The 24,318-nt window shown below is 61.1% G+C and carries 21 protein-coding genes; 6 read left to right on the top strand and 15 right to left on the bottom strand.

Annotation, left to right across the window (positions count from 1 at the left end; translation table 11 throughout):
- Nucleotides 1-5: 5 nt before the first annotated feature.
- From pqqD to J3A65_RS15000, 9 genes are all read right to left on the bottom strand, one after another.
- On the bottom strand, nt 6-305 hold the full coding sequence (pqqD, locus tag J3A65_RS14960) for a pyrroloquinoline quinone biosynthesis peptide chaperone PqqD (RefSeq protein ID WP_113111905.1): 300 nt from the start codon (nt 303-305) through the stop codon (nt 6-8).
- On the bottom strand, nt 302-1,093 hold the full coding sequence (gene pqqC, locus J3A65_RS14965; RefSeq protein WP_245341687.1) for a pyrroloquinoline-quinone synthase PqqC: 792 nt from the start codon (nt 1,091-1,093) through the stop codon (nt 302-304). Before pqqC ends, pqqD begins: the two co-directional genes overlap by 4 nt.
- 4 nt (nt 1,094-1,097) lie before the next feature.
- Nucleotides 1,098-2,015, bottom strand: a complete 918-nt coding sequence (gene pqqB, locus J3A65_RS14970; protein ID WP_245341555.1) for a pyrroloquinoline quinone biosynthesis protein PqqB — start codon at nt 2,013-2,015, stop codon at nt 1,098-1,100.
- Nucleotides 2,016-2,035: 20 nt separating this feature from the next.
- On the bottom strand, nt 2,036-2,131 hold the full coding sequence (gene pqqA / locus J3A65_RS14975) for a pyrroloquinoline quinone precursor peptide PqqA (protein ID WP_062461193.1): 96 nt from the start codon (nt 2,129-2,131) through the stop codon (nt 2,036-2,038).
- 216 nt (nt 2,132-2,347) lie between these two features.
- Nucleotides 2,348-3,658, bottom strand: a complete 1,311-nt coding sequence (gene xylA / locus J3A65_RS14980; RefSeq protein WP_062461195.1) for a xylose isomerase — start codon at nt 3,656-3,658, stop codon at nt 2,348-2,350.
- 132 nt (nt 3,659-3,790) lie between these two features.
- The gene (gene xylB, locus J3A65_RS14985; protein WP_209903538.1) at nt 3,791-5,245 is read right to left on the bottom strand and encodes a xylulokinase; all 1,455 of its coding nucleotides are present in this window, start codon (nt 5,243-5,245) and stop codon (nt 3,791-3,793) included.
- 97 nt (nt 5,246-5,342) lie between these two features.
- Nucleotides 5,343-6,368 carry a LacI family DNA-binding transcriptional regulator gene (locus J3A65_RS14990; protein WP_062582080.1) on the bottom strand — a complete coding sequence of 342 codons (1,026 nt, stop codon included), beginning with the start codon at nt 6,366-6,368 and terminating at the stop codon, nt 5,343-5,345.
- A 156-nt stretch (nt 6,369-6,524) separates the two neighbouring features.
- On the bottom strand, nt 6,525-8,138 hold the full coding sequence (locus J3A65_RS14995) for a DHA2 family efflux MFS transporter permease subunit (RefSeq protein WP_092659696.1): 1,614 nt from the start codon (nt 8,136-8,138) through the stop codon (nt 6,525-6,527).
- Nucleotides 8,139-8,181: 43 nt separating this feature from the next.
- On the bottom strand, nt 8,182-9,381 hold the full coding sequence (locus tag J3A65_RS15000) for an HlyD family secretion protein (protein ID WP_062582076.1): 1,200 nt from the start codon (nt 9,379-9,381) through the stop codon (nt 8,182-8,184).
- A 134-nt stretch (nt 9,382-9,515) separates the two neighbouring features.
- Here J3A65_RS15000 and J3A65_RS15005 point away from each other — a divergent pair, with 134 nt between their 5' ends.
- A complete protein-coding gene (locus J3A65_RS15005) occupies nt 9,516-10,220 on the top strand; it encodes a TetR/AcrR family transcriptional regulator (protein ID WP_062461212.1) in 705 nt (234 codons plus the stop codon).
- 98 nt (nt 10,221-10,318) lie between these two features.
- On the top strand, nt 10,319-11,080 hold the full coding sequence (locus J3A65_RS15010; RefSeq protein ID WP_062461215.1) for a TerC family protein: 762 nt from the start codon (nt 10,319-10,321) through the stop codon (nt 11,078-11,080).
- Nucleotides 11,081-11,162: 82 nt separating this feature from the next.
- On the opposite strand, the gene J3A65_RS15015 is transcribed toward J3A65_RS15010, so the two are convergent.
- Entirely contained in the window at nt 11,163-11,705 is a 543-nt protein-coding gene (locus tag J3A65_RS15015; protein ID WP_209901968.1) for a glutathione peroxidase, read from the bottom strand.
- A 240-nt stretch (nt 11,706-11,945) separates the two neighbouring features.
- Here J3A65_RS15015 and J3A65_RS15020 point away from each other — a divergent pair, with 240 nt between their 5' ends.
- The 3 genes from J3A65_RS15020 to lysS all read left to right on the top strand — a co-directional run bounded on the left by J3A65_RS15020 (nt 11,946) and on the right by lysS (nt 17,028).
- Nucleotides 11,946-13,718, top strand: coding sequence for an SLC13 family permease (locus J3A65_RS15020; RefSeq protein ID WP_209901970.1), 1,773 nt, complete (start codon nt 11,946-11,948; stop codon nt 13,716-13,718).
- Between the two features lie 177 nt (nt 13,719-13,895).
- On the top strand, nt 13,896-15,353 hold the full coding sequence (gene gltX, locus J3A65_RS15025; protein ID WP_092659691.1) for a glutamate--tRNA ligase: 1,458 nt from the start codon (nt 13,896-13,898) through the stop codon (nt 15,351-15,353).
- 175 nt (nt 15,354-15,528) lie between these two features.
- Nucleotides 15,529-17,028 (top strand): lysine--tRNA ligase, encoded by a 1,500-nt coding sequence (gene lysS, locus J3A65_RS15030; RefSeq protein WP_062461227.1) that lies wholly within the window; start codon nt 15,529-15,531, stop codon nt 17,026-17,028.
- 415 nt (nt 17,029-17,443) lie between these two features.
- Here lysS and J3A65_RS15035 read toward each other — a convergent pair whose 3' ends face one another.
- The 3 genes from J3A65_RS15035 to tal form a co-directional block, all read right to left on the bottom strand.
- Nucleotides 17,444-18,892, bottom strand: a complete 1,449-nt coding sequence (locus J3A65_RS15035; protein WP_209901972.1) for a hypothetical protein — start codon at nt 18,890-18,892, stop codon at nt 17,444-17,446.
- Between the two features lie 248 nt (nt 18,893-19,140).
- Nucleotides 19,141-20,847, bottom strand: coding sequence for a PAS domain-containing methyl-accepting chemotaxis protein (locus J3A65_RS15040; RefSeq protein ID WP_209901974.1), 1,707 nt, complete (start codon nt 20,845-20,847; stop codon nt 19,141-19,143).
- A 152-nt stretch (nt 20,848-20,999) separates the two neighbouring features.
- A complete protein-coding gene (gene tal, locus J3A65_RS15045) occupies nt 21,000-21,965 on the bottom strand; it encodes a transaldolase (protein WP_113111915.1) in 966 nt (321 codons plus the stop codon).
- Between the two features lie 173 nt (nt 21,966-22,138).
- On the opposite strand from tal, the gene J3A65_RS15050 reads away from it, so the two are divergent.
- Nucleotides 22,139-23,122, top strand: a complete 984-nt coding sequence (locus tag J3A65_RS15050) for a sugar-binding transcriptional regulator (RefSeq protein WP_192077686.1) — start codon at nt 22,139-22,141, stop codon at nt 23,120-23,122.
- A 304-nt stretch (nt 23,123-23,426) separates the two neighbouring features.
- Here J3A65_RS15050 and J3A65_RS15055 read toward each other — a convergent pair whose 3' ends face one another.
- On the bottom strand, nt 23,427-23,585 hold the full coding sequence (locus tag J3A65_RS15055; protein ID WP_113167016.1) for a type II toxin-antitoxin system ParD family antitoxin: 159 nt from the start codon (nt 23,583-23,585) through the stop codon (nt 23,427-23,429).
- Nucleotides 23,586-23,675: 90 nt separating this feature from the next.
- Nucleotides 23,676-24,284 (bottom strand): dual specificity protein phosphatase family protein, encoded by a 609-nt coding sequence (locus tag J3A65_RS15060; RefSeq protein WP_245341556.1) that lies wholly within the window; start codon nt 24,282-24,284, stop codon nt 23,676-23,678.
- Nucleotides 24,285-24,318 lie beyond the last annotated feature (34 nt).

Genomic DNA, 24,318 nt, shown 5'->3' on the forward strand with positions numbered 1-24,318 from the left:
CTCGTTCACGATTTCAACTCCAGCATGCGCCGCTTGGAAAACTCGTCGACGAAAGCAATCACGTCGACCAGGATCTGCTCCTTGGGCGCTTCGAATTTCACGGAGAACTCCTGCGCGATGGCATCGAGATCACGCTCGCCGTCGAGCGCGTTGACGATCATCACAGCGATCTCGTCGAGCGCCAGCGCCCGTTCCGGCGCAAGCAGCACCGTCTGGCCGCGCACCGGATCTTCCCGAAGCCGCACACCGCGGGCAAGCTTCGCAATCGTCTGCGCCGTGACGGTCACTGCGGAAGGTTCGCTCATTCCGCCGCTCCCCGCACAGGCTCTCTCAGAGCCGGCTGGTCGAGAGCGCCGATCACGCCCTCCTTGCCGTCCCATCCACCCGGCGGCAGAAGTGCCGGCGATACGTAAGCGCTCTGCAACGCATCGAGCTGCGCCCAAAGCACATCCGTCTTGAAGGTCAGCGCAGCGGCAGCCGCATCCTGCTTTTCCAGCGTGTCCGCATGGTCGAGCACGTAGTTGAGCCCGAAGGCGACATCGACCGGCGCCTCGTCCAGACGCTTGCGGAAATAGGAGAGCGCGATTTCATTCGCGAAAGCGTAGTGCTCGAGCAGACCGGCAATGCGGTTCTTGTGGATCGTCGGCGCGAACAGCTCGGTGAGCGAAGCGGCAACCGCATCAAGCATCGGCATGTCGCGCACAAAACGCACATAGGCATCGCAGGCAAACCGCGTGCCCGGCAGAACGCCCCGGTTGGACGCGACGTAATCCGGATCGAGCCCGACCGCTTCGGCAAGCTTCAGCCAGCGCCGTATACCGCCGCCCTCTTCCCGGCCGCCGTCGTGATCCTCGATCCGCTTGCGCCAGGCGCGCCGGATCGAAATGTCCTCGCAGCGCGACATGAAGGCTGCATCCTTCAGCGGAATACGGCTCTGGTAGTAGAACCGGTTGATCACCCAAGCGCGCACCTGCGTCATCGAGCATCCGCCACCATGCAGCATGCCGTGAAACGGATGCTTGTCGTGATAGCGCGCAGCACCGATGGCGCGCAGCCGGGCTTCAAAATCGGTTCTGTTCAGGGCAACATTCAGGGCGTCAGGCAAGTTCGATCTCCATGCCGTCATGGCCGACTTCGAAGCCGGCGTCTGTGACCGCGTCCCGCTCCGGGCCTTGGCGCCAGATCGGGTTCGTATTGTTGATATGAACATAGACCATGCGGCCTATGCCAAGCTTCGACAGGGCTTCCAGGCTACCCCCACCTCCGGCGTCGTCGCCAGTGATCGGCATATGCCCCATGCGCTGGCCGGTCTTGATGCCGGTACCGACGCGGATCATCTCATCATCGGTAAACACGGTGCCATCGAAGAACACGAGGTCGGCGCCGCTTATGCGCTCGCAAAGCCAGTCCGGAAGCGTCGCACAGCCCGGAATATAGTAGGCGCGCTTGCCGTTTGCCACGAACTCGACGCCGATTGTCTGCTCGCCTTCGAGACCAAGCTCAGGTTCGCCATCCTCGAGAAACAAGGCGACCTTTCCGGGCACTGCAAAGATGCGCGCCTCAAGCCCATCGAGCGGTGAAAAATCCTCGTCGAGACGGATCGTCTTGCGCGCCACGAAATCAGGATCCAGGACTCGGAAGACCGGGCTCGCATCGAGAACGGAGCCGATCGCGGCCGTCGAAAACAGTGAAAACGCCTGCTTCTCGCGGATCGTCAGGAGACCGCCGATATGATCCACATCGGCATTGGTGATGACGACGCTTTGGATCGGGCTGTGGCGGAGGGCTTTCGGATGAAGATGCGGCGTCTGCTGGATTTGCTGGCGAATATCCGGCGAGGCGTTGAAGATCGCCCAGGTCTCTCCGTCAATACTGACGGCGAGCGACGACTGCGTCTGCGGCTGAAGTCCCGAAGACGGATCGCGGGCGGCGGCGCAGTTGGAACAATTGCAGTTCCACTGCGGTAATCCGCCGCCGGCTGCAGAGCCGAGCACCAGAAACCGGAGACCGGTCATGGGTCCCGTGCTCTTCATAATTAAAACAGAACCGGCTCGCTGCCGTCTGCAGGTGCGTAACGGTTGATTTCCATGCCGCAGCTTACTTCGACAAACTTAGGTGCAGTCCACTTCATGTCATTCTCCTTCGTGTCGTTGGAGGCCTTAAGCCAGCCGCTTTCGCGACCGAGGCCCCGGCAGAACTCACGTTTGAAAGGGTCGCAGGATAATCCCGTTCGCCAAGCCATAACATAAGCACAGGATCAAACGTTTCCAGCCCCGAAATGTTGCGCGATTTCTCGCCATTCCGGGGCCGTTCACGCCTTTGTCACAAGGGGACGAGGCTGCTTGTCTCAGACGTAGCGGTTTATCACGTTTTCGAGATATTCCTGACGTCCGGACTTCGGCTCGGGATTGATCCCTTCCTTCTCGACGCGGGCGGCGATTTCGTCGAGCTTGTACTCGCCGCGCAGCATCTTTTGAGCCTCCGGGCTGTCCCACTTTTCGTAGCGCGCATCGAGCGGCGTCTTCAGTGCGCCGTCATCGATCATCTTCGCCGCAGCCTTCAGGCCACGGGCGCAGCAATCCATGCCGCCGATATGACCGATCAGCAGATCTGCCGGATCGAGCGACTGGCGACGCAGCTTGGAATCGAAGTTGGTGCCGCCGTTCTTGAACCCGCCGCCGGCGAGCACGTGGTAATAGGCCAGCGCCATTTCCGGCACGTTGTTCGGGAACTGGTCCGTATCCCAGCCCGACTGGTAGTCGTTGCGGTTCATGTCGATCGAGCCGAAAATGCCGAACGTATTCGCCATGGCGATTTCATGCTCGAAGGAATGGCCGGCAAGAACCGCGTGGCCCTGCTCGATATTGACCTTCACTTCCTTGTCCAGCCCGTGCTTCTGCAGGAAGGCGTATACGGTGGAAACGTCGTAGTCGTACTGGTGCTTGGTCGGCTCCTGCGGCTTCGGCTCGATCAGGATCGTGCCCTCAAAGCCGATCTTGTACTTGTATTCGACGACCAGGTTGAGGAAGCGGCCCATCTGGTCGAGTTCGCGGGTGAAATCGGTGTTGAGGATCGTCTCGTAACCCTCGCGACCGCCCCACAGGACATAGTTCGCACCGCCGAGACGCTTGGTGGCATCAAGGCACGTTTTGACAGTCGCCGCGGAAAACGCGAACACGTCAGGATCGGGATTGGTGGCAGCGCCCGACATATAGCGGCGATGCGAAAACAGGTTCGCGGTGCCCCAAAGAAGCTTGACGCCGGTGTCCGCCTGCTTCTTCTCGAAGTAGTCGACGATCTCGTTGAGGTTCTTCGTGTTTTCCGCAAAGTTTGCGCCTTCAGGACGCACATCCGCATCGTGGAAGCAGTAGTAAGGCGACCCAAGCAGATCGAAGAATTCGAATGCAACATCGGCCTTTAGCTTGGCTGCCTGCATGCTGTCGTCGAACCAGGGACGCTCGAATGTCTGGCCGCCGAAGGGATCGCCGCCCGGCCATGTGAACGTGTGCCAATAGGCAACGGCAAACCGCAGATGCTCTTCCATCCGCTTGCCGCCGACCATTTCATCCGGGTTGTAGTGCCGGAATGCCAGCGGATTGGTGCTGTCAGGACCTTCGTACTTGATCTTGGTGATATCGCCGAAAAAGCCTGTGCTCATGGTGGTTTCCTCCTTGGTAGAAACTTGGTTCTGGTAAGTGCGCCACGGTGAGGTACGTACCTCACTGTAGCAGGTAAAGCGTGGTTCGAGTTGCCCGACTTGGGGGAGGAGATGTCTCCTCCCCTTTGCCGGTTAGTTCATCAAGCCGCGAATTGCTGGATAGGCAGCCCGGTAGCGCTGGTATGCAGCCTCATAGGCGTCGTGAAGGCCGGCTTCAGGTTCGATCACCGCTTCCGTTTTGGGAGCGGAGCAGACGGCAACCGGATCGGCGCCGGTTGCAGCGATCAGTCCGAGCCGGGCAGCGCCAAACGCTGCACCGAAATCGCCGTCGGCTGGAATATCCACGGGAACGCCAAGCGAGGTGGCAATCGACGATAGCCAGTAGCGCGAGCGCGAACCGCCGCCGATCGCGGTCACGCGGGAGATCGAGGTTCCCGCGGATTTCAGCGCTTCCAGATTGTCGCGGATCGCAAAGGTCACGCCTTCGAGCACCGCCTGGGTCAGCACCGCACGGCTGCTCTCGTGCTCGAGCCCGAGAAATGCGCCGCGAATGACGGCATCGTTATGCGGCGTGCGCTCGCCGGAAAGGTACGGCAGGAAGGTGACGCCCGTCGGTGCCTTGAGGCCTTCGCCGAGTTCGGCGACCAGATCGGCGGCAGGCTTGCCGGACACTTTCGAATGCCAGTTCAGGGCATCGGTCGCCGACAGGATGACGCCCATCTGGTGCCAGGTCTTCGGCAGCGCGTGGCAGAACGCATGCACGGCACTTTCCGGCTTCGGCAGATAGGAGGCGTTGGCGGCAAACAGCACGCCGGATGTGCCAAGCGAGACGAACGCATGCCCTTCGGCGACGGTGCCCATGCCGCAGGCAGACGCCGCATTGTCGCCGGCACCGCCGGCAACGACGACATCGCCGGCAATTCCCCATTTCGACTTCAGCTCGCCCCGCAGGCGCCCGGCTTCCTCGGTGCCCTCGACCAGCGTCGGCATCTGATCCTCGGTAAGATCGGTCGCCGCCAGGAGTTCCGATGACCACTTGCGCGCGCCCGTATCGAGCCAGGACGTGCCGGCCGAATCGGACATTTCGGAAATGTGCTCACCCGTCAGCCACAGCCGCAGGTAATCCTTGGGCAGCAGAACCTTGGCGACCTTCGCAAAAATCTCGGGCTCGTTGTTCTTCACCCATGCAAGCTTCGGCGCAGTAAAGCCCGGAAACACGATATTGCCGGTGATGGCACGGAACCGCGGATCCGCATCGAGCGCCGCTGCCTCCTTAAACGAGCGTGTGTCGTTCCACAGGATGCAGGGCCGCAGCACCTTGTCGTCGGCATCGAGCAAGGTCGCACCATGCATCTGGCCGGAAAGGCCGATACCCTTTACTGCGGCAAGCTCCTTGGGAAACTTCGCCTTCAGCCCGTCGATCGCCTCTTCGCAGGCGCGGATCCAGTGAGCCGGATCCTGTTCCGACCAACCCGAATGCGGGCGCGATACGTCGAGCGACCCGTTCCCCGAGCCGATGATCGTCTGATCGCCGTCGATCAGCATCGCCTTGACGCCGGAAGTGCCCAGATCGAGACCGAGATACATGCTTGCATTCTCCTGTTGCTGCCGCGTTTCGGCAGATCTTTGTTTCATCACGCGTCGTGTCCGGTCCGTTTGATACGATCCGGAGCACGATTGCCTGTCAGGGCAGGTTATCCTTCAAGAATATGTCGATACGAATGCGCTCCTGCGCGGCGATCACGGGCAGCCCGTCCGCCTTTGCCTTCAAAACCCGGATCGCGCTTCGCACTTCATGACCCGCATCCTGGTTCAGCACCGCATCGACGACACCGTCGGCCAGCGCTGCCCGCGTCGAACGCGTCAGTTCATGCGCGATAATCACAGGTCTGCGTGCTTCCGGCAGGCTGCGCACAGCCTTGAGGATCCCGCGATTGCCGGCGCCGAGGCTGTAGAGCCCGATCACATCCGGATAGCGGCGAAACAGGCCCGTCACCAATTCCTCGGCAATTGCAGGATCGTCGCGCGCTTCGATCACGGGAAGGATGGCAAGCCGCGGAAAATCCTCCGATAGCACGGACAGAAACCCTTCCAGCCGCTCGCGGTGATCGCGCACCAGCATCGATCCGGCAACCATCGCCACCCGCCCGTCGCGACCGCTGAGAAACCTTCCGAGGAGATTGGCAGCGGTGCGCCCGGCCGCGTGGTTGTCGATCCCGGCAAAATGGTGCCGCTGCGAGCCCGGCAGGTCCGACACCAGCGTCACGACGGCAATGCCCGCCTCCCGCAACCGTGCGACTGCTGCCTGCACGTCGCTGCTTTCGACCGCCACGAACGCGACACCGTCAGGCCTGTCGGCAAGCACGCCGTCCAGCATGGTCGACAAGGCCTGCCCGTCGAAAGGCGGCACGTCGACGACGCGGATACGGGTTCGTTCGGCGCCGGAGCGACCAACCGCCTGCTCCACCTCTTCGCGCAAGCCGATCATAAACGAGTTGTCGTTCTCAGGCAGCACGAAGGTGAAGGCGTAAGTCCGTCCCTTGGCAAGGTTCGCAGCCGCCACGTCCCGCACGTAGCCGAGGACGGCGATCGCCTCCTCGACCTTCTCCTGGGTGATGCGCCGCACGCCCGGCCGACCGTTCAGCACACGGTCGACGGTCGCCAGGCTGACGCCGGCGCTACGCGCGATATCGTGTACGGTTGGCTTCATGCGGTCCTCCGCCGATCTTCGTAACGGAGAATTTGAGGTACGTAAATCAAATTTATTCGAACAACGCGCTGGATGAATCGCAAAGGGGCCGCCGCGGTTTGCGACGACCCCTCTGCAGGCGGTGGTTCTTAGAAATCTTCAGCGCGAAGTCCGCGATCAGTGGCCGCTACCACCGCCACCGCCCTGGGGGGCTGGCTTTTCGATGGCGGCAACGCCGAGGATCATCATCGCAAACAGCACGGTCAGGATCAGGAAAACGTCCGAGAATGACATCACCACGGCCTGCTTGGTCACCAGCTGCACCATCTGCCGGATCGCGCCGGTCGCGCCATCTAGACCGTAGGTGTTCAGATTGGACGCCATCGAGTCGAGCTGGTCGGAAGCGATCCGGTTGCCCCAGTCGAGATGCTCGCGCAGCCGCTCGTAATGCACGTCCTGGCGGTTGGACAAAAGCGTGCTGATGATCGCAAGCCCCACCGCGCCACCAAGGTTGCGGGTCAGGTTGAACAGGCCGGACGCCCCCCGGATGCGGGCCGGAGACAAAGTGCCAAGCGCGATATTATTGATCGGCACCATGCACATCATCAGGCCAAAACCGCGCAGGATCTGCGGGATCAGAAGCTCGTAGAAGTCCCAATCGGCGGTGATGCCGGTCATGATATAGGTGCCGGAGGCAAAGCTGATGAAACCGATCACCATCATCGCTCTCAGGTCCATCTTGGTCGACAGCTTGCCTGCGATCGGCGCCGTGACGAACATGGCAAGACCCGAGACGAACATCGTCTCGCCGATCATCTGGCTGTCGTAACCGCGGATGCGGCTGAGATAGACCGGGTAGATATAGGTGAGCCCGTAGAGCCCGATACCCATCACGAAGGAGAAGATCGAGCCGAACGCGAAGTTCCGGTTCGTAAACGCCGTCAGGTCCACGACGGGAAATTCCGAGGTAAAGGCGCGATAGAAGAAGACCAGGCAGCCAAGCCCCGATGCGATGGCACCGATGACGATCATGTGGTCGTTGAACCAGTCGTTGGAATTGCCCTCTTCCAGCACATATTCGAGGCCGCCGAGGAACACGCCCATCGCGGCAAGGCCCCACCAGTCGAACTTCTTGAACAGCGACAGTTCCGGCTTGTCGAAATCGATGAACCGCCAGGTCAGGATCGTCACGAAGATGCCGGGAATGATGTTGACCAGGAACAGCCAGTGCCACGAAAACGCGTTCGAGAGATAACCGCCGACCGTTGGTCCAATCGTGGGCGCAAGCGTCGCGATCAGCCCGATGATCGGCGAGACGAACGCCCGCTTCGATGGCGGGAAAATGGTGAAGGCTGCCGCAAACACAGACGGAATCATACCGCCGCCGATAAAGCCCTGGATCGCGCGGTAGACGATCATCTGGTCGATATTGGATGCCGTCGCCGCAAGCGCGCTCGCGGCCGTAAAGCCGGCCGCCGAGAACGCAAATAGATAGCGCGTCGAGACGATACGCGCCAAGGTGCCCGAGAGCGGGATCATGATGACTTCGGCAATCAGATACGACGTCTGCACCCAGCCGATCTCGTCCGATCCGGCCGAAAGGCCCGCCTGAATTTCAGACAGCGAGGCAGACACGATCTGGATGTCGAGGATCGACATGAACATGCCGACGACCATCGCGAAAAACGCGATCAGCCGGCCGGTCGGCATCTTCTCGTCCACCTTGGGAGCAGACGATGCCTGTGCCGCGGACGATATCGATCCTGCAGTTGTCGTTGCGCTCCCAGCCATGGGACCACCTCCGCCCCGATGGGGCTGTTAGGCCAAAGCCCAGTTACTTCTTGGGTGCGGTGCGGATGTCCACGTCGACGACAACGCTCAGACCCGCCCGAAGACGGCCGCTGTCGAGCGCATCCTGCGGCAGGGCGATCCTGACCGGAACGCGCTGGATGATCTTGGTAAAGTTGCCCGTCGCGTTTTCCGGCGGCAGCAGCGAGAATACCGAGCCGGAAGCCGGCGCAAGCGATTCTACCGTCCCGATGATCGGCTCCTCGCTATAGGCATCCACATGCACTTCCACCTTGGAACCGATCTCCAGATGCTGGATCTGCGTTTCCTTGAAATTGGCGTCGATATAGAGCTGGCGCGTCGGCACCAGCGCCATCAGCCGCTGTCCCGGCGAAACGAGATCGCCTTCCTGCACCGAGCGATTGCCGACAATCCCGTCATAGGGCGCCTTCAGAACGGTAAAGGACAAGTCGCGGGCCGCTTTGTCGCGCTGCAGTTCCAGCGTCCGGACCTGGCCTTCGGCTTCCTTGCGCTGCGCTTCAAGAATGGTGATGTTGGCTTCTGCCGACTTGATCGACGCATCGCCGCCGACAAGGTTGGCCTTGGCCTGATCGAGCGCAATCGTGGCGCTGTCGAGATCGGCGGTCGTGCCGACCGACTTTGCGGCAAGCTCGGTCTGGCGCTTGAGCGTGATCTCGGCACCGCGGACCGCTGCCTGCAGTGCAACCTTGGAGGCCTGCGCCTGGGCAAGGGTTGCCTGCGCACCTTCGACCTGTGCGTCGATGCGGGTCAGCGACAGCTTGCCGGTTTCGATGGCGGCATTGGCCTGATCAAGCGCGTTCTGGTAATCGCCATTGTCGAGCGTCGCCAGCACATCGCCGGCCTTGACCTGCTGGTTGGCGGCGACATTCACTTTCGAAACGAAAGCCGTGACCTTTGGGGAAATCGTGGCAATATCGCCTTCGATATAGGCATCGTCCGTCGACACCATGAACCGGCCCGTCGTCCACCACTGATATCCATACCAGCCGCCACCGGCGAGCAGCGCCAGCACGATGATCGGCAGGATAAGGCCGCGCTTGCCCTTCTTTGCGGGTGCGTCGGCCTTGGCTTCGGGCGATGGCGTTGCAACAGGTGCCGCAGGTTTCTCGGCAGCCGGCGACGCGTCGTCGCGCGCCGTGTCATCGGCATTCACATCTTCGTTTTTTACGGTGCGCAGCGCGCCGGCATTCTTGGAGGCCGTCATTGTCGTAACCATCTTTGAAAAGCGAAAACCGATCGAACCGATCAGTTCGGAGCGTTGACATAAAGCCTTCGATCACACATATCAAGACCACATCGAACCAATCGGTTCGAAAAAAACCGGAATGCTGAATTATAATGCCGAAACCGTTAAAGAGATCCGCGCCGCGAGACACGTCCCCCCGCACTGCAGGGCGTTTTGCTGCGGGCGAGGATCCGGCCAAGCGCAGCCAGATCATGGAAGGCGCGACGCGGGTTTTCATGAAGCTTGGTTTCGAAGCCGCAAGCATGAACGACATCACGCGCGAGGCCGGCGTTTCGAAGGGAACGATCTACGTCTACTTCCAGAACAAGGAAGATTTGTTCGTCGCCATGGTGGAACAGGAGCGCGCCGCTTTCCTCGCCACTGTTCGGTCCGTTCTGTCGACCAACGGCAACGTGGAAAAGAGCCTCTACGATTTTGGCGTCTCGTTCCTCAGCCACATGACGGAAGAGAAAATCATCACCGCGATGCGCACCGTGCTTGGCGTCCGCGAGCGTATGCCGGACCTGTGTCGGCGCTTTTTCCGCGGACCCGAAAATCTGCGCACCGTGATGCGCGACTTTCTCGCCCTCCACGTCGAGGCCGGCAGGCTGAATATCGACGATATCGAACTTGCCGCAGGCCAGTATATCGACCTCGTCAGCGGCGGCTATTTCAAGGTTCGTCTGTTCGGGTCCATGGAAGACGCCCCGTCAGACGAGGAAATCCACCGGACCATCCAAGGTGCAGTCCGCGTTTTCATGGCGGCCTATGGTTGTCATAACAAACCCGTGATCGATAATGGGGCTGATTCCGCCTGATTCTGGTCGGTCCATATTCAACCTACTCTTGTTTTTAATGGGTCGATCCCCAAATGCGGCGGGAAATTGCGCCCTTTGATTGAAAACAGGAGAGATGGATGGACATTGCAGCGCTGGTAGCAGACCCGACGGCCTGGGTAGCGCTCGTTACACTTGTGGTCATGGAAGTGGTGCTTGGCATCGACAACCTGATCTTCATCTCCATCCTCACCAACAAGCTGCCACCTGAGCATCGGGAAAAGGCACGCAAGATCGGTATCGGCCTGGCGCTGGTCATGCGTCTTGGTCTGCTCGGCACCGTTGCCTGGATCGTTCAGCTTACCAATCCGGTCTTTGAAGCCTTCGGTCACCCCTTCTCCTGGAAGGACATGATCCTGATCGCCGGTGGTCTGTTCCTCGTTTACAAGGCGACCAAGGAAATCCACCATTCCGTGGATGTGGTCGACAACAAGGAAGACATGGTCGGCGCCGGCAAGGAAGTCGTGCAGATGAGCTTCAGCGCCGCCATCGTGCAGATCCTGATCCTCGACCTGGTTTTCTCGATCGACAGCATCATCACCGCAGTCGGCATGACGCCGCATCTGCCGATCATGATCGTGGCCGTCGTCGCCGCTGTCACCGTGATGCTTCTGGCAGCAACCCCCCTTGCCAACTTCATCGAGAGGAACCCGACCATCGTCATGCTGGCTCTCGCCTTCCTGCTGATGATCGGCGGCACCTTGATCGTCGAAGGTTTCGGCGTGCACGTTCCGAAGGGCTATATCTACGCCGCCATGGCCTTCTCGGCCGGCGTCGAGGCCCTCAACATGTTCGCGAAGGGCGCCCGCGCCAAGAAAAAGGCCTCCGGCACGCTGCATTGACGTTGCCACAAACATTGACATGCAAAGGGCGCCCGCGAGGCGCCCTTTTTTGTGGTCGGCCCAAGGGCCTAGACCCGGCCGATCACCGCTCGGACAGTTCCCGGTCCAGCGCTTCGAGCAGCCGGTTATCGTCTGCGGTCACGTCAGGCGCGAAGCGTGCCTTGATCCGACCATCGCGTCCGATCAGAAACTTTTCGAAGTTCCAGACGATCTCGCCATCTTTGATGTCCATGCCGCGGCCGCGCAGGCGCGCCTTCATCGGACCGTCGCCGATGGTGGGCACCGGATCTGCGGTCAGCGCCTTGTAGAGCGGATGCTTGGCATCGCCCTTGACGGAAATCTTTGAGAAGATCGGAAACTTCACGTCATAGGTCAGCTGGCAGAATTCGACGATTTCCGTATCCGAGCCGGGCTCCTGCCCCATGAAGTCGTTGGCCGGAAAGGCTGCGATGACAAAGCCCCTGTCCCGCTTTTGCTCATAGAGTTTTTCCAACCCTTCATACTGCGTGGTCAGGCCGCATTTGGACGCGACGTTGACCACCAGCATGACTTTTCCACGGTATTCGGCAAGCGTCGTATTCCGGCCGTCGGCAAGCTTGACGGGGATGGCAAGGATATCGGTCATGACGGCTCCGGGGGCTTTGGCGCAGGGGAATTGGCGCAAACAACTGCAGTTGATATCGTCTACTTATGCGTCCACCACGGTTTGTCCAGCAGACACGCCCTGAGCGGCGATAGACGCCTTTTGCGAAACGTCATCAGACTTTGCAACATTTGTGGCACTGGGGCATTCTAGGGCACGATCTTATCACCACGCCGATCATCGCCTCTCGCTGCATCCCATTTCCAGCGCCCCCGGAGCCACATGACAACCCAGCAGATCCTTGCCTTTTCCGTCATCGCTGTGATGATGGCCGTCTTCATCTGGGATCGCTTCCGCTACGATGTGGTCGCCTGCTGTGCGCTCGTCGTGGCGGTGACGGTGGGGATCGTTCCGGTCGACCAGGCGTTTTCCGGCTTCTCGGATGATATCGTCATCATCGTCGGCAGCGCGCTGGTCGTTTCGGCAGGCGTTGCCCGCTCCGGCATCGTCGACATGGCGATCAAGAAGTTCTTCCCCAACCTCAACACGCTGCATACCCAGCTGGCACTGCTGATGATCGTCGTCGCCGTGCTGTCGGCCTTCATCAAGAATATCGGCGCGCTTGCCATCATGATGCCGGTAGCGTTCCAGTTCGCCCGCAAATCCGGCGCCTCGCCGTCGAAATACCTGATGCCGATGGCTTTCGCCGCTCTGCTCGGTGGCCTGATGACGCAGATCGGCACCTCGCCCAATATCGTCGTGTCGCGGATCCGCCAGGAACTGACCGGCGAATCCTTCACGATGTTCGACTTCACCCCGATGGGTGCGATCCTGGCGTTTGTCGGTATTACCTTCCTGTTGTTCTTCCACTGGCTGGTGCCCAGCCGCACAAAGCAGAATGATTCCCTCGAGGAAGCAGTCGAGATCACCAACTATACGTCCGAGGTGATTATTACCCCGCTGTCGACTGTTCTTGAAAAAACGGTCGCCGAGCTGTTGAAGATCGGCGACGGCGAGGTGATTGCCAATGCCGTCCTGCGCGGTCCATCGCGCATGGCACCGTTCCCGGACCTCATCCTGCGTGAAAACGATGTCGTGCTGCTCGAAGGCCCGTCAAAGGCGCTCGACCGGATGGTCTCCGGCGGCAGGCTGCAGCTTTCCGGCAAGCCGCTGATGGAAAACGGACAGGCCCAGGCCGATGTCATCTCCATCGAGGCGATCATCACCCAGGATTCGCCGCTCAAGGGGCTTTCCGCCAAGGAACTGGCGCTCTCCTACACCCGTGGCGTCAATCTTCTGGCAATCAGCCGGCATGGCGAACGCCTCAAGCAGCGTCTTGGCACCATCACCCTGATGGCGGGCGACGTGATCGTGTTGCAGGGCAGCCGCAAGAACATGCCGACGGTGATGCAGGACTTCTCGCTTTTGCCGCTCGCTCAGCGCGAAGTGCTGCTCGGCACGCGGAGGCAGGCCTTCATTCCACTCATCATCCTGGCACTGGCGATGGGCACGACGGCCGTCGGGCTTGCCCCTGTGCCGGTCGCTTTCTTCGCGGCCGCTCTCGGTATGGTGGTTTTCCGCGCCATTCCGCTGACCGATTTCTACAAATCCGTTGATGGCCCGATCCTCGTCATGCTGGCGGCGCTCATCCCGGTTTCGGATTCTCTGCGAACCTCCGGCGGTAGCGAACTGATCGCCGGATGGCTCGGCCAAGCGGCGGCGACCTTGCCCGCCTGGGGCGCGATCGGCCTGATCCTCGTCACCGCCATGGCCGTCACCCCCTTCCTCAACAACGCAGCAACCGTGCTGGTCATGGGGCCGATCGCCGCAAGCTTTGCCACCAATCTCGGCTTTCGCCCCGAGCCCTTCCTGATGGCGGTGGCGATCGGCGCCGGCTGCGATTTCCTCACCCCGGTCGGCCACCAGTGCAACACTCTGGTGTTCGGCCCGGGCGGCTACAAGTTTTCCGATTACCCGCGACTTGGCCTGCCTTTGTCGTTCCTGATCATTGTCGTCAGCGTCCCGGCCCTCCTCTATATCTGGCCGGTGAACTAGTCCTTTCCGCGCTCGACCCACCCAGGCTGACCCCGTCCCTTCAACGAGGGGATCGGGGCAGCCGTTTTCGCCAAAAACCTTGACGCTCCCGCCTGAATATGGCCTAAGCCTGCGCCAATCCCTATTCAAAGGCACAGGCTTTGCGCAGCCATGCGCGCCGTGGAAAGAGCAGCATCCATGATCAATCCGACCCCTCGCGTCCGCATCGCCCCATCGCCCACCGGCGAGCCCCATGTCGGCACCGCTTATATCGCCCTCTTCAACTACCTGTTCGCGAAAAAGCACGGCGGCGAATTCATCCTGCGCATCGAAGATACCGACGCGACCCGCTCGACGCTCGAATACGAGCAGAAGGTGCTGGACGCGCTGAAATGGACCGGGCTTACCTGGGCGGAAGGTCCAGATATCGGCGGTCCCTACGGCCCCTACCGCCAGTCGGACCGCAAGGACATGTACTGGCCGCATGCGCAGGATCTGCTCGACAAGGGCCATGCCTTCCGCTGCTTCTGCACGCCGGAACGTCTGGAGCAGATGCGCGAAGGCCAGCGCGCTGCCGGCAAGCCGCCGAAGTATGACGGTCTCTGCCTGAAATACTCGGCCGAGGAAGTTACCGAAAAGATGGCGGCCGGCGAACAGTCCGTCGTGCGCATGAAAATCCCGACCGAAGGCTCGTGCGATTTCACCGACGGCGTCTATGGCGATGTCTCGATCCCGTGGGATTCGGTCGACATGCAGGTCCTGATCAAGGGCGACGGCATGCCGACCTATCATATGGCCAACGTCATCGACGACCATCTGATGAAGATCACCCATGTGGCGCGCGGCGAAGAGTGGCTGGCATCGGTGCCCAAGCACATCCTTCTCTATCGCTATTTCGGCTGGGAAGCGCCTGTCTTCATGCATCTCTCCCTCATGAGAAATGCCGACAAGTCGAAACTGTCCAAGCGCAAGAACCCGACCTCGATCAGCTATTACTCGGCGCTCGGCTACCTGCCGGAAGCCCTGATGAACTTCCTCGGTCTGTTCTTCGTGCAGATCGCAGAAGGCGAAGAGCTTCTGACCATGGATGAGATGATCAGCAGCTTCGATCCGGAAGCCCTGTCCAAGGCCGGCGCCATCTTCGATCTGCAGAAGCTGGACTGGGTGAACGGCCGCTGGCTGCGCGAAAAGCTTTCGCCGGAAGAGTTCGTGTCGCGCACGCTCGAATGGGCGATGGAAAATCAGCGCCTGATCGAGGGTCTGAAGCACTCGCAGAGCCGCGTTTCCAAGCTCGGCGACCTACCGAACCTCGCAGGCTTCCTGCTCGCCGCCGACGTCAACCTGACACCGGCCTCCTTTGCTGGCCTCAAGACCTCGCCGGAAGACACGCTTGCCATCATCACCATGGTCCAGGCCGACATCGAAAAGATGATCGAATGGAACGTCGAGGCGATAGATGCCGAACTGCGCTCGGTTGCCGACAAGCTCGAAAAGAAGCTACGCGTCGTCACCCCGCCGCTGTTCATCGCCATGTCCGGCTCGCAGCGCTCGCTGCCGCTGTTCGACAGCATGGCAATCCTCGGCCGTTCGGTCGTGCGCCAGCGCCTGAAGATCGCCGCCGCCGTGGTGTCGTCCATGGTGGGTGCGCAGAAGTAATACCTGCGGCGACAGCTTCCCTCCCCCTTGTGGGGAGGGTTAGGGAGGGGCCTTTTCTTTCGCAATCCGGGATACCCCTCCCCGTCGCTGCGCTCCGACCCTCCCCACAAGGGGGAGGGTTAGCCGAGCCCGCCGCATCGGCGAACCAGAACAACCAGCCTCGAAGGCAAAAACCATGACCGAGAACACCAAGACCGAAACCGCCCTCTCCTCCGACGCCACAGAAGTGCGCGCCCAGAAACTGGCAAAGCTGCGCGAAACCGTCGGCGACGTCTATCCGGCGCATTTCCACCGCACCATGACCAATGCGGAACTGGCGGAAAAGTACAAGGATCTCGAGGCCGACGTCGAAACCACCGATGTCGTCACGGTTGCCGGCCGCGTCTTTTCCTCGCGCAATTCCGGCATGTTCATGGATATCCATGACGCCGGCGGCAAGATCCAGATCTTCTCCCACAAGGACGTGACGCCCGAGGAAGCCCGGGCGATGCTGTCGATGATCGATCTTGGCGACATCATCGGCGTCACCGGCATCGTGCGCCGCACCAAGCGCGGCGAGTTGTCCATCAGCGCCCGCGAAATCACCATGCTGACCAAGTCGCTTTTGCCGATGCCGGAAAAGTGGAACGGCATTGCCGATGTCGAGATCCGCTACCGCAAGCGCCACCTCGACATCCTCAGCAACGAGGAAAGCAAGCTCCGCTTCCAGCAGCGCTCCAAGATCGTCTCCGGCATCCGCCGCTTCATGGAAGACGACGGCTTCATGGAAGTCGAAACGCCGATGCTGCACTCAGTCTATGGCGGTGCCACGGCCGAACCCTTCAAGACCCACCACAACACGCTGAAGCTCGACATGTACCTGCGCATCGCGCCGGAACTGTTCTTGAAGCGCACGCTGGTGTCGGGCCTGACCGACAAGGTGTTCGAGATCAACCGCAACTTCCGCAACGAAGGCGTCTCCACCCGGCACAATCCTGAATTCACCATGATGGAATGCTACTGGGCCTATGCCGACTACGAGGACATCATGGACCTCGTCGAACGCCTGTTCGCCGACCTCGCCATGAAGATCCACGGCTCCACCGAATTCGCCTATGGCGACAAGCAACTGTCGTTCAAGGGCCCGTTCAAGCGCGTGCCGATGCCCGACGCCGTCAAGGAAGTCACCGGTATCGACTTCTTGAGCATGAAGACCGACGAGGAAGCCCGCACCGCCGCCAAGGCTGCCGGCTTCGAAGTCGAGAAGGACTGGACCTGGGGCGAATGCCTCGCCTTCATCTTCGAGGAAAAGGTCGAGGCCACGCTGATCCAGCCGAGCCACGTCACCCATTTCCCGAAGGACATCTCGCCCTTTGCCAAGGAAGTCCCGGGCGAACCACGCCTCGTCGAACGTTTCGAGACCTATTGCAACGCCTGGGAACTGGGCAATGCCTTCTCCGAGCTGAACGATCCTGAAGAGCAGCGCAAGCGCATGGTCGAGCAGCTCGAACAGGCCCACGCCCGCGGCGAGAAGGACAAGCAGCTCGACGACGAGTTCCTCGACGCCATCGACCAGGGCATGCCCCCCGCCGGCGGCCTCGGCATCGGCGTCGACCGCCTGATCATGCTGCTCACCAACGCCCCGTCCATCCGCGACGTCATCCTCTTCCCAGCCCGCCGCGCCAAGGCGGATTGATCAGACAGACCTGCTCCTCTCCCCTGAAACAGGGAGAGGGTCAGACTGCCGACAAACGCTGAAGAAGCTTGCTTGGCGAGAGCGATACCCCACTCTCCCTCATCCTTGCCCTTGCGGCGGTCATCCAGCGACACGACGTCCGTCGGGTCAAAGACTCTCTCAGCTCAAGGACTTGAGCTGACGGGATCCCCGCCAAAAGGGCGAGGATGAGGGGAGGTTGCCAACCGGATCGTTTCCAAAATGACATCAAGAGTTGTTTGACAAGACCTTTGTCAGCAACCTGACTCCTCTCCCTGAAACGGGGAGAGGATCAGTGGATCTTCTCGCAGGTTCCGACCATACGCACGCCTTGCCAACGGGGATCGATGGCAAGGGCCTCTCTGGACGATGGAGCAACCGATAGGTTGTTTTTTGACTAGGGCTTGCTGGCCGACCCAGCCTGTTGCGCCCGCAGCTTCTCAAGCCACGCGGCACCGGCCGCATCCGCGGCATTGGACCCGCCTGCTGCCGCGCCCGGCTGATCCGACGCGACCGTAGCGGCTGGCTCGGCGGCCTTGTCGTCATGCACGGCGTCGCTTGCTGAAGGCCCGCCGGAACGGATCTCGTCGTTGCCATCCTGCTTCGACCAGCGCTTGCCGCCCTCGGCAGAGGTGCGGGGCTCTGGCGCGGGCTCGGTCTTTGGCGAAGCCGGCTCAGCCGAGGCTTCGTCATGTGTGGCATCCGGCGCCGCGTCCGGAGCCTTGTCACTGGAACCGAAGAGCATCTCCTTCATGGAAGAGACAAAACTCTTCTCTTCGGTCGGTGCAGGTGTTTCTGCCGGCGCAGAGATAGGCTCACCCTTTGCGGCATGCTCTTTCGAACCCTCGGCTGTGTCATCCCCCGCTGCGGCTGGAGCTGGTGCATGACCATCCTGCTTCGAGTCGATTGGATGCTCGCCGCCTTGCGGTGCAGCGTGCCCCTCGCCGTCCGGCGCATGCGCGGCGGCGGCAGGCGCTGCTTCCTCTTTCGAACCGAAGATCAGGCCGGTCACCGAACTCAGGAGACCGCCGCTTTCCTTGGCGGCAGGTTCCCCGCCCTCGCCATGGCCCGCGGCCGCGGCCTCGCCATGTCCTTCGGCGGGCGCGCTGCCGTGCTCGCCTACCGGCGCTTCTCCTTCAGCGGCTGGTGCGTCGTGCCCACCGGAGGCTTCGCCATGTCCGGCAGGTTCATGCCCCTTGGCAGGCTTCTTGTCATGCCCCTTGGCCGCGCCGTGTCCTTCTGCGGCAGCAGCCTCGGCCGCGGCAATCGCCACGGGGTCGATACAATCGGTCTTGTCGGTGAGACTTGCTTCGAGATGCTCGATATCGGCGAGCGGCATGTCGATGCGCTGGCCGTAATACTCGCCCTTGGATGTCGCAGCACCCTCGACATAGAATGCGGAATAGGGTTCCCGCGCTGCGCCATCAGGTGCCTTGGAAACATCTGGAATGTAGACGACCTGCGCGCCGATCATGCGGCCGCGCATTTCGGCGCGGTCCTTCGGACCCGCCTTGTCGACCATCGCCACCTGCACGATGTCGGCCTTTTCCTTCTCCTGGATGGATTTTGCCACGCGCAATGCGGTGCGGATGCGGGCCATGCCGTCACCAACGCCATCCGCCGAGGCAACCTCGTCGGCATTCACATAGCGGCGCACCCAGGTGCGTCCGTCGCGCTTGGTCGTGAACGTCTGCAACACCGAACAGGTCAGGCCGTTGAGATCGGCGTAGGACGGGCCGAAAAGCTTTTCCTTGCCCACGAACACGGCCGCCGCGCCGCTGCCGGCGCAGAGCACGGAAATACCGCCGACGACCGCGAGCAGCTTCTTCGATAGCCGTATCTTCACGCGCCGAACTCCGGCATCTTCACCCCATCACGCACAACAAGACATGGAATACTCAAGCCGCAGTCTGCGCTACTCTGATTGAAGAAGCTTTAAGCCTGGGCTTTTCCTTCGCCCAACGCCTGTCCCGGAATGAGGCTCCCGAAGCGCATCCACGCTCCGGCCGGCACATCGCCCATCATGCCTGACCTTCAGACGACAAAAGGCCCGCATGACGCGGGCCTCTCCACCGGTCGTCGCTCGCTGTTGCGTCAAGCGGCCCTGCGTCCGCCGCCGGCACGCGGTGAACCCGTTTCGCGCATTTCGCCGCGCCTGTTGAGCTTGAAATGTCCGACCAGTTCCGACAACAGAGCCGCGCCGTTTGCAAGCTGGCGGCTGATGCCGGTCGTGTGCTCCACCATCGCCGCGTTCTGCTGCGTCATCCGGTCGAGCTGCGAAACCGTCTGGTTGATGTCGGACAGGCCACCCGACTGTTCCTGCGCCGCAGTGGCCAGCGACTGGACATTCTGGTCGATCGAGGCGACAAACCGTTCGATCTCGTGCAGCGCGGCGCCCGTCGCGTCGACAAGGCGCACGCCCTCCGTGACCTGCCGGCCGGAATTCTCGATCAGTCCCTTGATCTCCTTGGCGGCTTTGGCGGAACGCTGCGCCAGTTCACGCACCTCCTGTGCCACAACCGCAAAGCCCTTGCCCGCCTCGCCCGCACGGGCCGCCTCGACGCCGGCATTGAGCGCCAGAAGATTGGTCTGGAACGCGATCTCGTCGATCACGCTGATGATCTTCGTAATCTCGGACGATGCGCCTTCGATCCGCTTCATCGCCGTGATGGTTTCCTGCACCACGCAGGAGGACGTGGTCGCAGATTGCAGCGCCCCCTTGACCAGCTTGCGGGTTTCCTCCGCATTGGTGTTGGAGGACCTTACCGTCTCCGTCACCTGCTCCAGCGCCGCCGTCGTTTCTCGAAGCGACGCTGCCTGCTCCTTGGTGCGGGCGGACAGCTGGTCGGCCGCCACCTGCATGTCCTGGCTGCTGTCGTTGAGGCTGGAAGTCTGCTGCAGGACCCCCATCAGCGTCTTCTGGAACGCCCCGATCGAGGCGTTGAAGTCCCGGCGCAGCGGCTCGAATTCCACGATGAAGGGCGTATCCAGCGTCTGCTGGATATTGCAATCGGCGAGACGTGCAAGTCCGGTGCCGAGATCGTTGACCACCCTTACCCGTTCGCTCACATCCGTTGCGAACTTGACGACCTTGAACACCCGTCCGCTGTCGTCGATGATCGGGTTGTAGGATGCCTGGATATAGATCTTCTCGCCGGTCTTGGTGATGCGGGTGAACTGATCGGCCGAAAAGGTGCCGCGTCCGAGCTTCTTCCAGAACTCCTGATAGTCCGGCGAGCGCGCATAGTCGGGTTCGCAGAAGATAGAATGGTGCTTGCCGACGATCTCATCGAGACGGTAGCCGACGGCGGCACAGAAATTGTCGTTGGCGTTGAGAATCTCGCCTGTCGGCGAAAATTCGATGATCGCCTGCGCCCGCGACAGTGCCTCAAGCTTGCCCCGGTCCTCGAGCGCCCGCTTGCGCGCTTCCGTGATGTCGGTCGCAAACTTCACGACCTTGTAAGGCTTGCCGCCTTTCAGAATCGGATTGTAGGTGGCTTCGATCCAGATCTCGCGGCCGCTTTTGCCCACGCGTTTGTATTTCCCCTGATCGAACGCGCCGGTGGAAAGCCGTGCCCAGAACGCCGCGTAATCCGAGGAAGCTGCATCGGCCGGATCGACGAACATGCTGTGATGCCTGCCGACGATCTCGTCCAGGCGGTAGCCGAGCGCATTGCAGAAGTTTTCGTTGGCATCAAGTATGATGCCCTTCAGGTCGAATTCGATGATCGCCTGCGACCGATTGAGGGCCTTGATCACGGCGGCGTTGGACAAGATACGGCCAAAAGAAATCCCAGCCATCGATGCGCTCCAGCTTCAAAGTGATTTGTAGGCTGAAAGATCTAGGAGTTCCGGCTAAACGTTCGGTTAACCCTGTGCCTCGGCCGCGCACATTAGGAAAACGAAAAAGACCCGCACGAGGCGGGCCTTGTCATTGGAAAACGTTGAGGAAATCAGGCCGCGGCGCGGACCAGTTCCTTCTTCACGAGCTCGCGGAGCGCGCCGAGATCCTTGTTGAACGCCCGGATACCGTCCGAAAGCTTTTCGGTCGCCATCTGGTCTTCGTTGAGCATCCAGCGGAAGGTCTTTTCGTCCATCTTGATCGGCGCGGCCGGCTCGAACTTTTCAGGCGAAAGCTTGCGCTCGAGCGTGCCTTCCGCCTTGTCGAGCTCGTCGAGCAGGTTCGGCGAAATCGTCAGGCGGTCGCAACCGGCAAGAGCTTCGATCTCGCCGACATTGCGGAACGAAGCGCCCATGACGATCGTCGAGATGCCGTTCGCCTTGTAGTAATTGTAGATCGAACGCACCGAGACGACGCCGGGATCGGTCTCGGACGTGTAGTCCTCGCCGGTCGACTTCTTGTACCAGTCGAGAATGCGCCCGACAAAGGGCGAGATCAGGAACGCCTTGGCGTCCGCGCAGGCAACGGCCTGGGCGTGGCTGAACAGAAGCGTCAGGTTGCAGTCGATCCCTTCGGCCTGCAGAACTTCGGCGGCCTTGATGCCTTCCCAGGTCGATGCCAGCTTGATCAGGATGCGTTCGCGCTCGATGCCGCGATCCTTGTAGGCTGCGATGATCTTGTGCGCCTTGGTGATCGAACCTTCGGTGTCGAAGGAAAGGTCGGCGTCGACTTCGGTCGAAACACGGCCGGGGACAATCCCCGCAAGCGCCGCGCCCACGTCGATCGCCAGCTTGTCAGCCACGGCAACCGTGATCGCGTCGTCGCTGCCGCCCTGTTTGCGGCCCCAGGCTACCGTTTCCTGGAACGTGTCGGCAAATGCCGGCGAACCGATCGCCTTCAGAACGATCGACGGGTTGGTGGTGCAATCGACCGGCTTGAGGCGGGTCACCGCCTCGATGTCGCCCGTGTCGGCGACGACCGTTGTCATGGAACGAAGCTGCTCTAGTTTCGACGTCATCCGAATAAATCCTTGTTAAGCGAATACAAACGCTCGGGGCGTCGTATGGTTTCTGGATCGCTGTTGACCGGATAACAACCCTTCAGGGTAAAGAAGTCAAGACATTTGTCCTTCACAATTGACATATGTTTCACGTCAGCCCTATGGTCCTGAATGAAAAAGGACATCAGAATTTGGCCAAGCTGAGACGCGATACCCACACCGCATATTCGGAAGCGTCCTCCCTGCGGCTTCGCGCTGCCTGGCTCTACTACAACCAGGGCCTGACTCAGAAGGAGGTAGCCGAGCGGCTCGGCATCAGTCGCTCGACCGTCATCCGCCTGCTCGACGAGGCAATGAAACGCTCCGAAGTGCAGATCTGGATCTCGGAAGGCATCGACACCTGTGTCGAGCTGGCGACCAAGCTGGAACGCGCCTACGGACTGGATGAGGCGGTCGTGGTGCCCGCCCCGCGCGACAACAGCGCCGATGCGCTGGCCGGCGCCGTCGGTCTGGCGCTCGGCCAGTTCCTGTCGGAAGCAATCCAGAACGACATGACGATCGGCGTCGGCTGGGGCCGCACGATGACGGCAGCGCTTTCGAGCTTCCGCCCGCCCCGTCGCGAACGCTGCAAGGTCGTCTCGCTGCTCGGCGGCATCGTCGCTGTCCACCAGACCAACCCGATCGACTTCACCTGGCGCTTTGCCGGCCAGCTGGGCGCCGAATGCTTCATGTTCCTCGCCCCGCTTCTGGTCGACAGCGTCGCCACCAAGCGGGCGCTGATCGACAAATGCGGCCTCGATGCCGTCTATGACCTCGCCGAGAACCTCGATCTCGCCGTCGTCAGCTGCGGTGATATCGGCCCGCATTCGACCTCGCTGTCGGAAGGCTTCATTTCAGCCACCGAACTCGAGCGGCTGATCGCCGCCGGCTGCGTCTGCGATACGATGTTCAATTTTCTCGACGAGGAAGGCCGGTCGGTCGATCAGAAGCTCAACGAGCGGGTGATGTCTGTCGACCTCGATACGCTCGCCAAGGCAAAACACATCGTCCTCTCCTCCGGCGGCACACACCGCGCCATCGCCATCCGCGCCACCATCCGCCGCATCGGCTGCAACACCCTGATCACCGACGAAACCGCCGCAGTGGAACTGCTGCGGCTGGCGGAAGCGGATTAGGACCGCCCGCTTTCATCGCCGAATGCTGACGGGAGGTGCCTTTCGAGATCGACAGCGTCATGAAGCACGCGACCGATCCCGATAAGCGACGGTTCAAGATACCGGTAGAGAATGAAGTGGCGAGGCTGCACGACCAGTCCGCTTGCGTGCTTAGCCCTCGTCCGGCTATGCCTGAGATGGAAGCTGCGTATGCCTGCCCCAAGCTCCGCCCTATCGATTGAACCCGGTCGGGTCTTGCGACAAATCGCGAAAGGCAGTCACGAGAAGCTGTACGTCACGGCGCCTTGCGCCGCGTCCGAAGTTCTCATCCGTATAGGCAATGATCTTGATGATGTCGGCCTGGGCAGATAAGCCGCAGTGCATCGCCCACGATTTCGCTGGCGTTCTGATAGCGTCCCGTTTCCAGAAGCCGCTCGATCACCTGCTGGTGGTGCTCTGTCAGAACGACGTTGCATGTTGGCATGATGGCTCCTTGGAACTGGCCGAGATCCTAGCGCATTGGGCACGACCCGCCAACTGCCACAGGAGTTTCCCAGCCTCGGCCGCAACGACGTCAGAGGTCGATATCCGTTGTCAGCAATGCAATCCTGTCGCGCCAGGAATGGTGCTCGAGCCGCTCCCATGTCCTGTCCATGGCATAGGCCGACGAGATGACCGGAATACCGATATGGCCGAAGTAGAGGGAAAGCTGGCGCTCGGCGATCTCTTCGGACATGCCGGCGATCTCGCTGCTGTAGAGCCCGGCGGCAAGGCCGGTGCGGTCGGAACCCGAGCGGCAATGGATCAGGATCGGCTTCGGTGCGTCCCGCATCATCGTGACAAGCCGGTCCGCCTCCGCTTCGCTCAACTGCTTGGAAGCCGACATCCGGAAATCGAGATGCGTCAGGCCAAGCCTTTTTGCGGCGGAGACCTCCTCGGCATACCATCCGGCCTTGTCGTCCTCACCGCGCAGGTTGACGATGGTGCGGATGCCGTAGGTCTTTGCATAGGTCTCGATATCGGCGGCACCCGGCTGGGCAGACCGGTAGAGCTCGCCGTCGATCACCGTATGGAAATTGCCGCTGAGCTGCAGATACCCGAGATAGGCCCCCAAACCCAGAGCGGCAGCGAAAATCGCCGAGGCTCCCATGCGAAACCAGCTTCTGACGCGTGACTGTTCCATGCTGCCGTCCGTTGAAGTGCAGGATGGCAATCAT

Origin of the sequence: Rhizobium sp. PvP014, from assembly GCF_017876855.1 — a bacterium.
Classification (GTDB): Bacteria; Pseudomonadota; Alphaproteobacteria; order Rhizobiales; family Rhizobiaceae; genus Neorhizobium; species Neorhizobium soli.

Excerpts from the sequence above, each read along its gene's own strand:
- J3A65_RS15040 (WP_209901974.1), bottom strand. The coding sequence starts at position 20,847 with ATGGCTGGGATTTCTTTTGGCCGTATCTTGTCCAACGCCGCCGTGATC.
- lysS (WP_062461227.1), top strand. The coding sequence starts at position 15,529 with ATGACCGAGAACACCAAGACCGAAACCGCCCTCTCCTCCGACGCCACA.
- pqqD (WP_113111905.1), bottom strand. The coding sequence starts at position 305 with ATGAGCGAACCTTCCGCAGTGACCGTCACGGCGCAGACGATTGCGAAG.
- J3A65_RS14990 (WP_062582080.1), bottom strand. The coding sequence starts at position 6,368 with ATGAAGCCAACCGTACACGATATCGCGCGTAGCGCCGGCGTCAGCCTG.
- J3A65_RS15020 (WP_209901970.1), top strand. The coding sequence starts at position 11,946 with ATGACAACCCAGCAGATCCTTGCCTTTTCCGTCATCGCTGTGATGATG.
- gltX (WP_092659691.1), top strand. The coding sequence starts at position 13,896 with ATGATCAATCCGACCCCTCGCGTCCGCATCGCCCCATCGCCCACCGGC.
- xylB (WP_209903538.1), bottom strand. The coding sequence starts at position 5,245 with ATGTATCTCGGTCTCGATCTGGGCACTTCCGGCGTCAAGGCGATGCTG.
- J3A65_RS15060 (WP_245341556.1), bottom strand. The coding sequence starts at position 24,284 with ATGGAACAGTCACGCGTCAGAAGCTGGTTTCGCATGGGAGCCTCGGCG.
- tal (WP_113111915.1), bottom strand. The coding sequence starts at position 21,965 with ATGACGTCGAAACTAGAGCAGCTTCGTTCCATGACAACGGTCGTCGCC.
- J3A65_RS15055 (WP_113167016.1), bottom strand. The coding sequence starts at position 23,585 with ATGCCAACATGCAACGTCGTTCTGACAGAGCACCACCAGCAGGTGATC.
- pqqA (WP_062461193.1), bottom strand. The coding sequence starts at position 2,131 with ATGAAGTGGACTGCACCTAAGTTTGTCGAAGTAAGCTGCGGCATGGAA.
- J3A65_RS15010 (WP_062461215.1), top strand. The coding sequence starts at position 10,319 with ATGGACATTGCAGCGCTGGTAGCAGACCCGACGGCCTGGGTAGCGCTC.
- J3A65_RS14995 (WP_092659696.1), bottom strand. The coding sequence starts at position 8,138 with ATGGCTGGGAGCGCAACGACAACTGCAGGATCGATATCGTCCGCGGCA.
- J3A65_RS15005 (WP_062461212.1), top strand. The coding sequence starts at position 9,516 with ATGCCGAAACCGTTAAAGAGATCCGCGCCGCGAGACACGTCCCCCCGC.
- xylA (WP_062461195.1), bottom strand. The coding sequence starts at position 3,658 with ATGAGCACAGGCTTTTTCGGCGATATCACCAAGATCAAGTACGAAGGT.
- J3A65_RS15015 (WP_209901968.1), bottom strand. The coding sequence starts at position 11,705 with ATGACCGATATCCTTGCCATCCCCGTCAAGCTTGCCGACGGCCGGAAT.
- pqqB (WP_245341555.1), bottom strand. The coding sequence starts at position 2,015 with ATGACCGGTCTCCGGTTTCTGGTGCTCGGCTCTGCAGCCGGCGGCGGA.
- J3A65_RS15000 (WP_062582076.1), bottom strand. The coding sequence starts at position 9,381 with ATGACGGCCTCCAAGAATGCCGGCGCGCTGCGCACCGTAAAAAACGAA.